Origin of the sequence: Mucilaginibacter panaciglaebae, assembly GCF_039539265.1 — a bacterium.
GTDB lineage: Bacteria > Bacteroidota > Bacteroidia > Sphingobacteriales > Sphingobacteriaceae > Mucilaginibacter > Mucilaginibacter panaciglaebae.
Map to the genome: position 1 here is coordinate 324,030 of NZ_BAABCV010000001.1, position 15,403 is coordinate 339,432.

Consider the following 15,403-nt stretch of genomic DNA (forward strand, 5'->3'; position numbering starts at 1 on the left):
ATGCATATCTCTAATCAAAGTGCCGGAATTTTACTATATCGCAACATAAATCGGCAACTGGAGATTTTCCTTGTGCATCCCGGTGGACCGTTTTTTAAGAATAAGGACGACGGATATTGGTCAATACCCAAAGGCGAGTTTTTGACTGATGAAGATCCATTAACTGCAGCTAAGCGCGAATTTGAGGAAGAAACCGGTCAGCAGATCGCTGCTGATCAATTTATTAAGTTATCGCCTATCAAACAAAAAAGCGGAAAGATAGTACATGCCTGGGCCGCCGAAGGTGAAATTAATGCCGATACCATTGTAAGTAATTTATTTGAGATGGAATGGCCGCCACGGTCAGGTAAATTGTCCAGCTTCCCGGAGGTTGACCGGGCGGGATGGTTTAGTATCGATAATGCCAAAATGAAACTAAATGCTGCGCAAGCAGCGTTGATCGACGAACTGCAGTCATTACTCCAAAGTAACTAAAATTCGCGCCGGCTCTTTGTCCAATTTGACGGGGCAGTGGCCGGCTCAGCAACCGTGGTTTTAGCAGTACTAAGCAATTGCTGCATTACCAAAGCTGCTATTTCAGCTTCGTCCTCATTATCCTGTTGAAGTACTTCGGGGGTAAAATATTTCTTTACAAAATGAGTATCAAATTTACCCGAGATAAAGGCATCGTGCTGCATCACAAATTTTCCAAAACCCAGCGTAGTAGCAATTCCGGTAATGGTATACTCCTCAATAGCACGAACCATACGGTCGATAGCCTCTGGCCGGTCCTTGCCGTAGGCAACCAATTTAGCGATCATTGGATCATAGTAAATCGGGATTTCCATACCCTGCTCAAAGCCATCGTCCACGCGTATCCCGGGGCCTTTTGGGGTTATATAAGTTTGCAGCGTGCCAATATCCGGAAGAAAATTATTGGCAGGGTCCTCAGCATAAACCCGCAGCTCAATGGCATGTCCGCTTATCCTTAAGTCTTCCTGCCTAAACTTAATAGCCTCGCCACGGGCTATTTTGATTTGCTCTTTTACCAGGTCGATGCCGGTAATCAGTTCGGTTACGGGGTGCTCAACCTGCAGGCGGGTATTCATCTCCAGAAAATAAAAATTGAGCTCACTGTCCATGATAAACTCAACTGTACCCGCGCCTGTGTAATTAACAGACCGCGCAACATCTACCGCGCATTTGCCCATAGCTTTGCGGATCTCAGGCGTCAGTATACCCGATGGTGCTTCTTCAATTACCTTTTGGTGCCGGCGCTGTACCGAACAATCGCGCTCAAATAAATGGACAATGTTACCATGCGTATCGCCGAGCACCTGTATCTCGATATGTTTAGGCGACGACACATATCGCTCAATAAAAACCGAACCATCACCAAAAGCCGAGGTTGCTTCTGACGCAGCCAGCTGCATTTGCTCTTCAAAATCGGCTACGGTATCAACTATACGCATGCCTTTGCCCCCGCCCCCTGCGGCAGCTTTGATCAGAATAGGAAAGCCAACTTCGATAGCGCGTCGTTTGGCTTCAGTAATATCCGTAATTGCCTCCTCGGTACCGGGCACCATCGGTATGTTATATTGCATGGCCGCCGCTTTGGCTGACAGCTTATTACCCATCACCTCCATAGCCTCAGGAGACGGGCCGACCAGGATTAAGCCGGCGTTGCGCACCTGGCGTGCAAATGCGGCATTCTCACTTAAAAAACCGTAGCCGGGATGTATAGCTTCAGCACCTGTAATGCGGCAGGCTTCGATAATTTTATCGCCTGACAGGTATGATTGGTTGGACGGCGCCTCGCCGATAAAAACAGCTTCATCCGCATAACGTACATGCAAAGCATCCCTATCGGCAGCCGAGTAAACTGCTACCGTTTTTATACCCATCTCGCGCGCCGAACGCATTACTCTTAAAGCTATTTCGCCGCGATTGGCTATTAATATTTTTTGCATATCTAAACAAATGTAAAATATTTGACTTAACCACTACTGCATGTAAATAAATTAGTTATAAAAATAAATTGTTAACAATTTGATAATTTATCAAACTTTTATTGATAACATTTGTTAAGCTTGCATTTATTATCGCCACAAGAATAAAATATAAATGCTGCCTATTTATGTCTAAAAAACGCGGACTGCTATCATGGTTCGATAGAAACATCAAAACCAAAGAAGATTTCCAATTTTTAATAGTATCTATATTTATTATATTGATTGTCTGTACCAAGTGTTATTTGTCATTAAGTAATAATACAGGTACATCTATGCAGGTACAAGATCAAACCCACGGATCAAAACACTCTTATATTAACTCAGTATTCTCATTTATCAACTCAGCATTTTCATTTATAAAATAATTATCACTATTAGCAAAAAAGCCTTACGAATTAGTATTCGTAAGGCTTTTTTGTTCGGCGATTATTAGCGTTGCTGCGGGGCACCGCCTTGTGGCCTTGCACTACCCGGAGGCGGCATATTACCACGTTTACGTTCAGGCCATGTTGCAGCTTCCAGGTGCGCAACACCGCGGTGACAAGTATAGCAGTTTACGCTGCCCAATTTAGCTACGCCTAATGAGTCTTTCTCTCCTTTAAAATATTTTTTATTGAGCTTGGCAGCCATTAAATACATTTCGCGGGCCATTTTTTTCTCAGGTTTCGCGTCGCTGGCAAAGTTCATTCCTCTGCCGGTGGTGTTAGGTTCGTGGCAAAAACCACATTTTACGCCTAAAGCAGCCGCCCAGTTATCCATAATATGTTCAACCTCTTTGTGGGTAAGCTTCTTAGGCAAAACTTTAAGATTAGTAACCGGCGGGTCAACGCGCTGTTGTTGAGGTTGTTGCTGGTTAATCATCGTCATTGATGCCAGGGAAATTACACCTGAGATCAACGCTACGGGTATTAAGAGCTTTTTGTTGAAATGCATGATTGTCATATTTAAGTCACTAAAGTAGCAGATAGTTTTTAATGTTCCAACAAATATTTATTAAAGTTATGTATTAAATTTTGCTACCATGTTGTCGCTCAGGCTCCATAGCTTTTCGCGGGCTGCTTCATCATTGGCTATCTTAGCGGGCCTAACCGCCTTTTGTTTAACAAAATAACCTCCGCTTTTTGATTGCAGCTTCTGCGCCGTAGCCAGATATACAATTGTCTGCGCACCTTTTTCGGCACTAATCATAAAAGGCGTAGCGAGCGAGAAAAAAAACTTTAACCCACCGCTTAACTTGGTGTTGAAGTTGGTCTTAACCACACCCGGATGCAATGCAAAGGCAGTTATTCCTTTACTGGCATACCGCCCGGCTAACGACTTGGTGAAGTATATATTAAATAGTTTGCTGTTGCTATAGGCTTTGGTTGCAGCATAGCGCTGCCTATCGTTGATATGCTCAACATCCAGCTTACCCGTTTTGTGCATCGCAGAGCTTACATTAATAATGCGTGCGTGGCCTTTTTCAAGTAGCGGCATCAGCCGTTCGGTAAGCAGAAAATGGCCTAAATGATTTAACTGGAAAGTAGTTTCAAAACCGTCTTTAGTCAATTTGAATTTATTAAACATACCGCCAGCGTTGTTGATAAGCACCTGGACATTAAAAAGCTTTGATTTTAACTGCTCGGCAGCGGCAACTATAGTAGCCAGATCAGTTAAGTCGCAGTAGATGATATGGATGTCCTGGTTACCGGTTTCTTTAACAACACGCTGTTTAACCTCCTCACCTTTTTGAACATTACGCACCAGCAGGTAAAGCGCATGATCTTTCTTAGCCAGCGCAAAAGCTACAGCCTCTCCAATGCCAGATGTTGCGCCGGTTATTACCGTAGTTGTTATAGCCATGGTGTTAAAATATGTTAAAGTAACACAATTGTTAATTATATATGGCAATTTAATTTTGTTTAATTACGAACGATTCGTAGATTTACGAAAACATCGTAATCAAATGGAAAAATTATCGATACAGGAAGAAGAGGCTATGCAGGCCATATGGCAATGCAACGAAGGTTACATTAAAGATTTTTTAGATGCTATGACCGAGCCAAAACCTCCCTACACCACACTGGCGTCGACCGTAAAGAACCTTGAACGTAAACAATTTGTCACCAGCAAAAAAATAGGTAATTCGTTCCGTTATAAAGCAGCTATTAAAGAAGAAGATTATAAAAAACGCTTTATGAGCGGTTTTGTGAACGATTATTTCGAAAACTCCTATAAAAACCTGGTAGCCTTTTTTGCCAAAGACAAAAAGATCAGCGCCAGCGAGTTAAAGGAGATCATTAACCTTATTGAGAATCCTAAACCTTGATGTCATGCCGGCACTATTTATTTTCCTGCTTAAAGTTAACATAGCGCTTATTGCTTTTTGCCTCGGATACTACCTGGTGCTGCGCAAACTCACTTTTTATACACTTAACCGTTGTTATTTAGTATTAGGGATTATCTTTTCGTCGGTCTATCCCTTTATTAATATCGATAGTTTTATAGGCCGGCATCAACAATTGGCGCCGATACGCCAGGTAGTAGTGAATCTGAAAACCCCTGCCGAAAAACTGCTGACCAATCAATGGTACTGGAATTGGGCCGCCATGATATTCTGGATTGGTGCCGCCGTTTTTGCTATGCGATTGGTGGTACAGTTTATATCACTCTACCGTATTTATCGCCGCTCAGAACCAGGCAGCCTGCAGCAATACGAGGTGCGGATTACTGATGCCGACATTAGTCCGTTCTCATTTTGGCGCAGCATTTTTATCAATCCTAATAATATTGACGCTGCCGATTTGAAAAGCATCCTGCAGCATGAACACGTGCACGTAAGCCAATGGCATACTTTAGACATTTTACTCGCTGAGATCAGCGCAATATTTTACTGGTTCAACCCCGGTATATGGCTCATCAAGAAAGCCATCAGCGAAAATATTGAGTTTATTACCGACAGGAAAATATTGCAGCAAGGCACAGATAGCAAAGCTTACCAGTATAGCCTTTTAAACGTTGGCCTGGGCATCAATACATCGCCAGGTATCACTACTCATTTTAACTTTTCGACGCTAAAGAAACGTATCCGCATGATGAATGCCCGCCGTTCGTCAAAAGCCAATCTCACCCGTTACGCCCTGTTGATTCCGACGGTAGTAGTCTGCCTTTTTGTGTTCAGCATTTCAAAAGCCGGCATTGTTGGCAAAAGCAAAGTCGCCTATAACAGCATCAGTGCATCGGTACGGCAGATAGTGGGCGGCCCTATTGCCGAGGTGGTTATTAAAGCTAAGAAAAAGAGAAATCACAAGTTTCTGGTACATTTAATCAACACCGATAAAAGAACGGCTATGCCTGTGATCTTTCAATTTAAAAACGATTCCATCGCCAAAAAGAACCTGACATTTGAGGTTAAAAAAGTATCCGGACAGCTATCTGCTTATACAATCAACGGTCAGCCGGTATCTGCCAGAGAATTCGAGGCTATGCGGCCGCATGCTAAAATGGATACCATTAATATCCTGGCACATTTCCAAAAACAGAACGGCATTGCACAAAAGCGCGGGTTTATAACCTTTCGTGATGATGTTGCCGGACCACCAGATAATGCGCCGGAATTAGCAATGCAAAGCCAGCCGTTTGAAGGTAAAAATATTGAAAAAGTTATGTTGTTTAGGCCAGATAACGACAGTGCCGCTATGCGGATGGGGAAAGTGATCCGGGCTATCAGAATTAACGGTAAAAAAGCTACGCCGGACGATTTGAAAAAAACAGCATCATCTATGATAGAAAAAATCAGGATAGTCGATGACAAAAAGCCTCCGGCCGATGATTCCAAAAATAACAATCAGGCCAATGACGAAAAAAATAAGAGCATTGAGATAACCACGAAGCAGCAATAACACTACTTAACGAACACCAACCTATCTATCATGAATCTGAAAACTATTACCTGCCTGGTGCTGGCATGTATTTGCATAACCGCACACGCCCAAAAAGTTACCTCATCACAAAAAAACAGTTTGCGCGCACCCGCCAATATCAAAATTGACGGCAAGCTTAATGAGTGGGGCGACAAGCTGCAGGCTTACAGCGGCCATACGCAGTTTTATTACACCATGTCTAACGACGATAAATATCTATACCTTACCGTACAGGCCATACGGCAGGATATTATTGACCGCATAACACAAGGCGGCATTACTTTAACCATCAACAGATCGGGTAAGAAAAAAGACTCCGAAAGCATACAAGTAACCTACCCTGTAACCGATAGTTATTTGGGAATAAACGTAAAGGATGCACCGCAGGCAAAACCGGGCGATAACGCTGCCGTTGCCGCACTAGATTCATTTATCGCTGCGACAAACACCTATATTCAACAAAAAACAAAGATGATTAAAGTAATAGGTATTAAGGGTGCAGACAGCTTAATTTCTGTTTATAACCTAGACGGTATCAAAGCTGCGTGTGCAATAGACCATCAACTGCGTTTTAACTATGAAGCGGCTATTTCATTAAAAGATCTGGGATTGAATATTCAAAACCCCATAAAGTTTGCCTACCAGGTAATGATTAATGAAAGAGGCAGTAATATGATAACAAAGTTTAGTTCTGACGGCGTACACAAATCTATCACCGTTTTTTTAATCGCTCCCGATAACCCAAATCTTGGCGGACAAGCGGCCACCGATTTTTGGGGTGAGTATACGTTGGCAAAATAGGACGTAATGATAAGCCCTGTTCATTTCGAGCAGAGCGAGAAAGCTATACACCAATAAGTTAATTATATTTAACTTGTGTATGGTTCTCTCCCGTTGGTCGAGATGACAGTCAGATTTTGTTCTAACTCGCCTCTGCCAGCTTTTCTTTATCCAGAATCTCCAGCAACGCTCTCTCAGCCATGTTCAACTCGGTGGCTTTGATATCCTTATCTTCATCCAGCTCTTTAATATAATTAAACAGCCTGCCTTCTTCATAGCTTTTAATAATGGTGGGATGCACGTAGTATTTTTTACAGACGGTGCGGGTATTACCCAGGTTTATAGCGACTTCATCTAATACACTTACGATCTTCTTTCTACATTCAGTAACGGTATCAAAGGCTCCGGCCTCTTTAAAAGCATACAGTGCACTTACGCTGCCCGCCCATGTTCTGAAATCTTTCGCAGTAAAATCCTCGCTGGTAATATTTTTAAGATAAGTATTGATATCGCCCGATCCTACGGAACAACGTGTCCCATCCTGGTTATAATATTGAAACAGCTCTTTACCCGGTATATCACGGCATTGTTTAACCAGACGGGCCAACTTTCGGCTTTGCAGTGCTATTTTGTGAAAGACACCTTTTTTGCCCTTGAATTCAAATTTCAGATTTGAGCCTTCAATCTTAACGTGGCGGTCTTGCAGCGTGGTTAACCCAAATGAGCCATATAGTTTTTTGTACGATTCATTACCTACCCTGATACTGGTTAACTCCATGAGCCGCACCACCAGCGCAACTACCTTTTCATGGTCAAGATCGCGGCGGGCCAGGTCTTTATCTACCTGTTCACGAATGGCCGGCAAATGTGCGGCAAAGCTTTGCAAACGATAATATTTAGATTGATTGCGTATTCTGTTCCACTCGGCATGATAGCGGTATTGTTTGCGGCCGGCAACATCAGTACCGGTAAATTGCAAATGTCCATTCTCATAAGGCGATATCCAAACGTTGGTATAAGCTGGCGGTATTACCAGTTTATTGAAGCGCTGGATGAGTTTCTTGTCTTTAACAACCTTGCCGTCCGGATCAATATAGCTCCAGCTGCTGCCTGCTTTTTTTCGGGTATAACCGGGCATCGAATCAGACACATAACGCAGTCCGACAGCCTTTGCAGTAACCTTTGGGTCGCGCCCAATTTTTTCGAGCTTTTTGATGAGTCTGTTCATTTGTGATAATAACGGTTTCGCGGATGATTAGTTTGAGCTTTTAGGCCAGTTGATCAGAGATCGGATGAATCATGCAAACGACCAGGATTGTCAGCCGAATGTTGAATTATAGGTGATTGGTTATGCAACTAGACGTAAATGTTAATTTTCCAAGTATTGAAGATAACCTATGAAAACAATAACCACTATTGCCGAAAGATTAGTTACCTTACTCAAAGAACAGCAATTTGTAACAGCCTACGAAGAGCTTTACAGCGAGAATGCCACCAGTATTGATCCTATGCACCCTCAAGCACCGCCAAACGAAGGGCTTGCCGTGCTTATCGAACGTGAAAAAGCGTTTTTGCGGCGGGTAATAATGCATTCGGTAGAAGTGTCGGCACCCATATACGGGGACACTCATTTTGCAATCAGTTTACTTTTGGATTTAACAATAGAAGGTCTGGACAAAAAGGTAAAAGAACTATGTGTTTACGGCGTTCGGGACGGTAAAATTGTAAGTCAGCAATTTTTCATGAATGTTTGACAATTTTATTTAAACACAATACCCAACTTTATACTTTAATACATAAACCAATCAACTTATGAAATACAACTTTTTAGGAAATACCGGCGTGCTGGTATCCGAGATCTGCTTTGGCACCATGACCTTTGGTGGCAGCGAGGAGGGCATATGGGGTAATATTGGCCGCGTGCAGCAAGACGAGGTTAACCAGATGATGAAAACCGTTGTAGATGCCGGTATTAACTTTGTAGATACGGCTAACGTTTACTCGTACGGTAAATCTGAGCAACTGCTGGGTCAGTCGATCATTGACTTAGGTTTGAACCGCAACAACCTGGTGATTGCAACCAAAGTGCGCGGCCGAATGAGCCCAGACGTGAATGATGTGGGACTGAGTCGTTTTAATATTTTCCAGTCGGTTGATGCCAGTTTAACTCGTTTGCAACTGGATCATATTGATTTACTTTATGTACATGGTGCAGATCTGTTTACACCGATTGAAGAGACTGTACGTGCCTTGAATGATATTGTTTCGACCGGCAAGGTACGTTATATAGCCATTTGCAACTGGCCGGCCTGGATGGTGATGAAAGCCCTGGGTATTGCTGAAAAACATAGCTGGAATAAGTTTGTGGGTCTGCAATATTATTATTCGGTTGCGGGTAGGGATATCGAGCGCGAGATTGTTCCGCTGGCACAAGATCAAAATTTGGCGATTATGCCCTGGAGCCCGTTAGCCGGTGGTTTTCTGTCAGGAAAATATACACGTAACAATCAAAGCGTAAACGATGCACGCAGGGAAAAATTTGATTTCCCGCCGGTGAATAAAGAAAAGGCCTACGATATTATTGATGTGTTGAGCGATATTAGTAAAGCACATAGTGTGTCGGTGGCCCAGGTGTCGCTGGCATGGGTGCGACAGCAAAAGGGCATTACCAGTACTATTATTGGTGCTAAAAATATCGATCAGTTAAATGACAATCTGAAATCAACAACAATTCAATTATCTGTTGATGAATTGAAACGGATTGACGAGATCAGCGCGTTACCAAAAGAATATCCCGGGTGGATGGTTGAAAGGCAAATGAGCGACAGGCTGGTTAAATAGTTCACTGGTTTCATTGATTCATTTATGAACTACCCATGAACAACGATTAATTTTGGTAGAGACGCAATATATTGCGTCTCTTTTTTTGCCCGGATTCTGAAAGCGAAAAATGTTTTATGATTTACTGTCCCGCCAGGGTGTTTCACCGCATTTTATCTGGCAAGCCGTAAAAACATAATAAGTTGTTGTTTATCAATAATTTAACACCATTTACCTCAACCTTTTGTACTGTTTCAAAGTGTTTCACTCGTTTTTCACAACAACCTCATTTACAGTATACTAAAGCAAAAAAGTGTTTCAAGTGTTTCAAAGTGTTTCACTTTTTAGCGAAACACCTGATACTACTGAACTAACAAACCAATCGTTTTAATCACATGTTCTACCTGTTCAGGATGCACATCCAGATGCAGCACAAAGCGGATACGGTGCTTGTCGGTGGACATAGCCCGAATGCCTTGAGCAGCCAGTTTGTTGAGTATAGTGTCGGCGGGTTCAATAGTGTCAAACAGGACGATATTAGTTTCAACAGGCAAAACATTCGCCACGGCCGGCGAGGCTGATAGTGCGTCGGCAACAATACGCGCATGAGCATGATCGATCTTTAACCGCTCTACCTGATGATCAAGAGCATAAATACCTGCTGCTGCCAAAAAACCGGCCTGCCGCATGCCGCCTCCCAAAACCTTACGCACGCGGCGTGCATATTTGATTGTTTCCTTATCAGCCAATAAAACAGAACCTACAGGAGCACCTAAACCTTTAGATAAACATACAGATATACCGTTAAAGTACTTACCGTAATCCGCAGCGTTGTCGCCTGTATAGGTAAGGGCATTGAATATGCGGGCTCCGTCAAGATGCAGCTTAAGTTCGCGTGTTTTACAAAGTTGGGCAATAGGTTTGATCTGGTCTAAAGTATAACAGGCCCCGCCACCTTTGTTCACAGTGTTCTCCAAAACTACCAGACTGGTGCGCGGGTAGTGCACATTCTCTGCATTGATCTCGGGTTCTATCATCTCCGCAGTTAATACCCCGCGATACCCATTCAACAACCTGGTTGATACCGCCGAGTTAAATGCAACACCTCCACCCTCGTACCGGTAAACATGTGCGGTTTGATCGGCAATCAGTTCGTCTAGTGGTTGCGTAAAGCATTTAATGGCTATCTGGTTAGTCATAGTACCCGATGGGCAATAGATACCCGCTTCCATACCGAATATAGCCGCAGCCTTCTCCTCAAGTGCATTTACAGTTTCGTCCTCGCCAAATACATCGTCGCCCACTTTGGCACTAAACATAGCAGCCAGCATTCCGGGAGTGGGCTTAGTTACGGTGTCGCTGCGTAAATCAACAGTAATCATATTAAATAGCTTAAAATTACGTTATTTGTGTTTTGTATCTCTTATGCGACCAATTTTAATCATTTTATGTTGTATGCTGTTGTCTATAACAGCAAAATCACAATCATGGCAACCCGGCCGCTTTTATGACATCAAAGGAACCAAAAATACAGGATTTATCCGGATTGATCCGCGCGGCAAGGGGCCTATAAAAGGCGAAGGTTTCATAGAATATAAAGAGGATGAAAAAGCCGAAACTATTAAACTAAGTGCCAGCGATCTGCGCTCATTCGTAGCCGGCCGCGACAGTTTTGTAGTTGCCGTAGCTCCGACACAGGGCTGGGCTAAATATGATCTGGATTTTGTCCGTGTAGCCGTTGACGGCCCTTTACGCCTCTTTGAAGCCAAAGGCAGCGCCGGCGATGGCAGCGGTGTAGGTCTTAGTCCGGGTATTGGTGTTGGTATGGCGGGTGGAGGTGGCACAGGGGGCTTTGGTGGCGGGCTTGGTGGCGGTATATCCATTCCGATAGGTGGTGGTAGTCGAGGGCGGAGCGGTAAAGCGGTTTACTACTATGGCGCAAATACAGCAAGTATGAAACCCCTTACTAATGAAAACTTCATCGATGTAATGACAGAGATCATGGGTGACGAGCCCGATGTCGTAGAAAAAATACAGACCAAAAAGTTTAGCCTGCGTGATATAAACAAGCTGTTAACTTACTTTTATCAGGTACAAGCAGCCCATGGACAGTAAGCTTAGCTGATGCTCATTAGCCAATCTTTACTCTTCAGGCGCTCATATTGCCGATCGATCTTGGTGTTTTCGGCTACAAAATTATTGAACAGCAGCTCGTAAACAATTTTTACCCATATCACTATCACGGGCCAGGCTTTCATTGAATATTTAGCGATGTACGGTTCACGAATAAATTTGGGAAAGGCATCGGTCAAGCCTAAACCGGTTAACACCAGCACCGATACCAGCAAAATGATATTGCCCGTTGTATACGGTTTATCCTGTATCAGCATCCAGATAAATACTCCGGTAACCGCAATAATATAAGTTGGATGCTCGGCGCCTGTACTAAATATCACCACCAATATTAAAGCTGAAGCCAGCACCTGGGCGCGGTATTTAAAGGATTTATATTGACTAAATCTAAGCAGCGGCAATAAAAATAAAAAAGCCCCTGCAATTAAAAACGGACCATTAGGTACATTGATATTATGAGTAAGTCTTCTTACAACCCCCATAACACATATATCCTGCGGCGAATCAAAATAGGCATTTAACCCGACTTTGCTATGCACCGCCGCGAGCCATTGATGATATGAGTTGACCATATATCCCGGACTATATAAAATAAGCGGAGCAATTAAGAGTACTACAGCCCATATGGCTGCCCACAAAACAAATTTGCCTTTATTGCGCGAAAACAAGAAGAACGTTAAACCTATAATTGGATATAGTTTGATTAAAAACCCTAACACAATAAATAATGTGGCCCATTGCTCTTTCCCACGCTCAACCAATATAAAGCTCAGCAAAATCATGGCTGTAATAGCCGGATTAAACTGCATGTAAAACACCGAGTTAGCATATTCAATAGCACAAAGCAGCAGTAATTGATTCTTTTGCCTGACAGTGAAGGGCAACAGATGAATGGCCCATAAAATTGCTATCGCATTAGCTAACTCCCACAACAAAAAGCCCCAACCATGAGGAAGCAAGGAGGATGGTGCTATGACAAGCGGAAATACGGGGCCATAGTAATACAAATCGCCATACTCTTGCGGGTAGCTCGCATATAAGTCTTTTTCTTGCCGTGCATGAAAGTATGAGGCCCTAAAAATTTTGTAATTGTTATCTATACCACGGGTATACTTAAAAATACAAGTATATACAGCCACCGCAATATAAAGTGCCCAAAGCCATTGATAGCCGGTTAAATAAAGAAATTTCCTGTTGCTCACGAGCTACAATTATACAACAATTCAGAAATATCAGATGTGCGATGTTTGTTTGCAGAGATATTACAAGGCGGGCCTGGCCTATTGATATGAACCATTTCCGATGGTTTGGGGAAAAGCATCAGTTGGCCCTGTCTTGTAATAGCCGGCTTTGCCGGCAGTTCGTTTATTTATAGAAGACATCAAAATGTCCTAATTCAGAAGTTGTAACAAGAACGTTACAAATATAAATTTATTTGTAAAATTCTCCTAAAAAATTTTAAATGTTTTGTGCAATAACAAAGCCGCTTGCCCACGCCCATTGAAAATTGTAGCCACCTAACCAACCGGTAACGTCTACACATTCGCCGCCAAAGAAAAGGCCGGGAACTTTTTTTGTCTCCATGGATTTTGAAGAAAGCTCATTGGTTGATACGCCGCCTCGCATGACCTCGGCTTTATCATAGCCTTTATCGCCGGCAGGCTTTACTTTAAACTGATGGATCAGATCATCGATTGCCCCTAAATCTGTTTTGCTTAGTGACGCCAAATTTTTTTCTATCGGGAGATAACCGTTTAAAGCTTCGGCAAACTTGCGGGTATACAAACCCGATAGGTAGTTTAATAAGGTCTTTTTGCCATTTGTCTCCCGTTCGCATTGTATTAATTGGGCGATGTTTTGATTGGGTAATAAATCAATATAAATAAATTCGCCAGGCCGCCAGTAAGACGATATTTGCAAAATTGCCGGACCACTCAATCCCCAATGTGTAAACAAAATATTTTCTTCAAAACTGACCTTATCGTTCCAAACCCGGCAAAAAATACTGTTGCCTGATAGCTGCTCATACCATTGCTGCTCTTTACCGGTAATGGTTAATGGTACCAGCGCCGGAGCTGTGTCGGCTATTGTTAAACCAAATTTTCGGGCTATGCGCAGGCCAAAATCAGTTGCACCCATCTTTTGAATGGGTAATCCGCCAGCTGCTATAACTACTTTGGAGGAATATAAATTGATAGTTTTTCCCTTATTTTCATAAGTCACCTCAAATCCACCATCCACCTGATCAATGCTTTTAACATCGGCTTCAGTAAGTATTTCCTGGTCAAGATCATGACATAGTTCTGTAAAAACTTTTACTACATCGGCGGCTTTGTTGCTTTGTGGGAATAACTGGCCGAGCGTTTTTTCTTTGCCGATAATACCATAAGTTTCAAAAAAGCTAATAGTGTCGTCCACTGTCCATTGTGCAAAAGCCGATTTCGCAAAGTGCTCATTTTGAGATATAAATTGCTTGGGCGAGGCATATAAATTGGTATAATTACACCTGCCACCACCGCTAATTAATATCTTGGCGCCTACTTTATCATTCTTTTCAAGTATCAACGTACGTTTGCCTAAAAAGCCCGCTTGTACGGCGCACATTAATCCGCAAGCGCCACCGCCAATAATTATGGCGTCAAAATCTGTTTGTTTTATTAAATTTGCCAACATGGTCGAAGTTCCGCAAATATCAGAATTTGGCAAGATACTTATCTTCCTGATCACCGGATTTATCTTCATGGGGCTGATGTTTTTTATAAACAGACTGATAGCCCCTCATAATCCTACGCCCGAAAAGCTAACTTCATATGAGTGCGGTGAAGAACCAACCGGCAACGCCTGGCTGCCATTTAACTCGCGTTTTTATGTAATTGCCCTGGTATTTTTGTTGTTTGACGTAGAAATGGTATTTGTCTTTCCATGGGCGACAGTTTTCGGCAATCATCAAATTATAGCAGCCGACGCGCGCTGGGGTTGGTTTTCGTTAGCAGAAATGTTTATCTTTTTAGGTATCCTGATATTAGGTTTGGTATACGTTTGGGTTAAAGGTGATTTGGATTGGATAAAACCCAAACAAGCTATACCTTCAAGCAATACAAACATTCCTGATTCGTTATATGATCAGTTAAATATTGATCAAAGCTCGTTTAAAGTGCGCGCATTTACAGCCGAAACTGTACAGCAAGAAGCTGTTATAGCAACGTCTGAAAGAGCTTTTCCGGCGCCAATACGTAAGCCTATGTTTAAACCAACTTTTAAAAAGTCAACTGATGAGTAACGATGTTAACAGCGAAGGCGGCGGCGTAATAGTCACCAAACTAAACGACTTGTTAAACTGGTCGCGCTTGTCATCATTATGGCCAATGGGGTTTGGTATTGCCTGCTGCGCGATCGAGATGATGGGATCGTACGCCTCGTCGTATGATATGGACCGCCTTGGCGTATTTCCGCGTCCCTCAGCCCGGCAGTCGGACGTTATCATCATTGCCGGCACAGTAACTTTTAAAATGGCAGAGCGTATTAAACGGCTGTACGAACAGATGCCCGAGCCGCGTTATGTTATCTCCATGGGTTCATGCTCAAACTGTGGCGGCCCCTATTGGCAGCATGGCTATCATGTGGTAAAAGGGGTTGACCGTGTTATCCCGGTAGATATTTATGTACAGGGCTGCCCTCCACGCCCTGAAGCGCTGATCGGCGCTATTATTGAATTACAGAAAAAGATACAAGGCGAGCAATTAATTGCCGGATGAATCACCGTATCCACACAAAACC

Annotated in this window: 16 protein-coding genes; 9 read left to right on the top strand and 7 right to left on the bottom strand. The window is 43.0% G+C overall.

What is annotated here, in order from left to right:
* Complete coding sequence (locus ABD772_RS01470) at positions 1-474, top strand: NUDIX hydrolase (RefSeq protein ID WP_345100607.1); 474 nt, start codon at positions 1-3, stop codon at positions 472-474.
* On the opposite strand, the gene accC is transcribed toward ABD772_RS01470, so the two are convergent.
* From accC to ABD772_RS01485, 3 genes are all read right to left on the bottom strand, one after another.
* Complete coding sequence (gene accC / locus ABD772_RS01475) at positions 471-1,949, bottom strand: acetyl-CoA carboxylase biotin carboxylase subunit (RefSeq protein ID WP_345100609.1); 1,479 nt, start codon at positions 1,947-1,949, stop codon at positions 471-473. The genes ABD772_RS01470 and accC overlap by 4 nt on opposite strands.
* Before the next feature lie 471 nt (positions 1,950-2,420).
* Complete coding sequence (locus tag ABD772_RS01480) at positions 2,421-2,924, bottom strand: c-type cytochrome (RefSeq protein WP_345100611.1); 504 nt, start codon at positions 2,922-2,924, stop codon at positions 2,421-2,423.
* Positions 2,925-2,990: 66 nt separating this feature from the next.
* Complete coding sequence (locus tag ABD772_RS01485) at positions 2,991-3,833, bottom strand: SDR family oxidoreductase (RefSeq protein ID WP_345100613.1); 843 nt, start codon at positions 3,831-3,833, stop codon at positions 2,991-2,993.
* Between the two features lie 103 nt (positions 3,834-3,936).
* Between ABD772_RS01485 and ABD772_RS01490 the strand changes: the two genes are divergently transcribed.
* Genes ABD772_RS01490 through ABD772_RS01500 form a run of 3 tightly spaced genes read left to right on the top strand, consistent with a single transcriptional unit; the run spans position 3,937 to position 6,694 of the window.
* The gene (locus ABD772_RS01490) at positions 3,937-4,299 is read left to right on the top strand and encodes a BlaI/MecI/CopY family transcriptional regulator (protein WP_345100614.1); all 363 of its coding nucleotides are present in this window, start codon (positions 3,937-3,939) and stop codon (positions 4,297-4,299) included.
* Positions 4,300-4,303: 4 nt separating this feature from the next.
* On the top strand, positions 4,304-5,872 hold the full coding sequence (locus ABD772_RS01495; protein WP_345100616.1) for a M56 family metallopeptidase: 1,569 nt from the start codon (positions 4,304-4,306) through the stop codon (positions 5,870-5,872).
* 30 nt (positions 5,873-5,902) lie between these two features.
* Positions 5,903-6,694 carry a hypothetical protein gene (locus ABD772_RS01500; RefSeq protein WP_345100617.1) on the top strand — a complete coding sequence of 264 codons (792 nt, stop codon included), beginning with the start codon at positions 5,903-5,905 and terminating at the stop codon, positions 6,692-6,694.
* Between the two features lie 121 nt (positions 6,695-6,815).
* Here the strand turns inward: ABD772_RS01500 and ABD772_RS01505 are convergent, their stop codons facing one another.
* Positions 6,816-7,901: a DNA topoisomerase IB gene (locus ABD772_RS01505; RefSeq protein ID WP_345100618.1), complete on the bottom strand. Its 1,086-nt coding sequence runs from the start codon at positions 7,899-7,901 to the stop codon at positions 6,816-6,818.
* 169 nt (positions 7,902-8,070) lie between these two features.
* Between ABD772_RS01505 and ABD772_RS01510 the strand changes: the two genes are divergently transcribed.
* Both ABD772_RS01510 and ABD772_RS01515 read left to right on the top strand, forming a co-directional pair.
* Positions 8,071-8,427, top strand: coding sequence for a SnoaL-like domain-containing protein (locus ABD772_RS01510; protein ID WP_345100620.1), 357 nt, complete (start codon positions 8,071-8,073; stop codon positions 8,425-8,427).
* Positions 8,428-8,485: 58 nt separating this feature from the next.
* The gene (locus tag ABD772_RS01515) at positions 8,486-9,514 is read left to right on the top strand and encodes an aldo/keto reductase (protein WP_345100622.1); all 1,029 of its coding nucleotides are present in this window, start codon (positions 8,486-8,488) and stop codon (positions 9,512-9,514) included.
* 341 nt (positions 9,515-9,855) lie between these two features.
* On the opposite strand, the gene ABD772_RS01520 is transcribed toward ABD772_RS01515, so the two are convergent.
* Positions 9,856-10,875: a threonine aldolase family protein gene (locus ABD772_RS01520; protein WP_345100624.1), complete on the bottom strand. Its 1,020-nt coding sequence runs from the start codon at positions 10,873-10,875 to the stop codon at positions 9,856-9,858.
* Between the two features lie 73 nt (positions 10,876-10,948).
* Here ABD772_RS01520 and ABD772_RS01525 point away from each other — a divergent pair, with 73 nt between their 5' ends.
* Positions 10,949-11,608: a hypothetical protein gene (locus ABD772_RS01525; protein ID WP_345100626.1), complete on the top strand. Its 660-nt coding sequence runs from the start codon at positions 10,949-10,951 to the stop codon at positions 11,606-11,608.
* A gap of 2 nt (positions 11,609-11,610) precedes the next feature.
* Here the strand turns inward: ABD772_RS01525 and ABD772_RS01530 are convergent, their stop codons facing one another.
* Together ABD772_RS01530 and ABD772_RS01535 are read right to left on the bottom strand one after the other, a co-directional pair.
* A complete protein-coding gene (locus ABD772_RS01530) occupies positions 11,611-12,828 on the bottom strand; it encodes a glycosyltransferase family 87 protein (RefSeq protein WP_345100627.1) in 1,218 nt (405 codons plus the stop codon).
* A 256-nt stretch (positions 12,829-13,084) separates the two neighbouring features.
* On the bottom strand, positions 13,085-14,299 hold the full coding sequence (locus tag ABD772_RS01535; protein WP_345100628.1) for a BaiN/RdsA family NAD(P)/FAD-dependent oxidoreductase: 1,215 nt from the start codon (positions 14,297-14,299) through the stop codon (positions 13,085-13,087).
* On the opposite strand from ABD772_RS01535, the gene ABD772_RS01540 reads away from it, so the two are divergent.
* Positions 14,298-14,906, top strand: a complete 609-nt coding sequence (locus ABD772_RS01540) for an NADH-quinone oxidoreductase subunit A (RefSeq protein ID WP_345100630.1) — start codon at positions 14,298-14,300, stop codon at positions 14,904-14,906. The genes ABD772_RS01535 and ABD772_RS01540 overlap by 2 nt on opposite strands.
* A complete protein-coding gene (locus ABD772_RS01545) occupies positions 14,899-15,381 on the top strand; it encodes an NADH-quinone oxidoreductase subunit B (RefSeq protein WP_345100631.1) in 483 nt (160 codons plus the stop codon). The genes ABD772_RS01540 and ABD772_RS01545 overlap by 8 nt, the downstream gene beginning before the upstream one ends.
* The last annotated feature ends 22 nt before the right edge of the window (positions 15,382-15,403 follow it).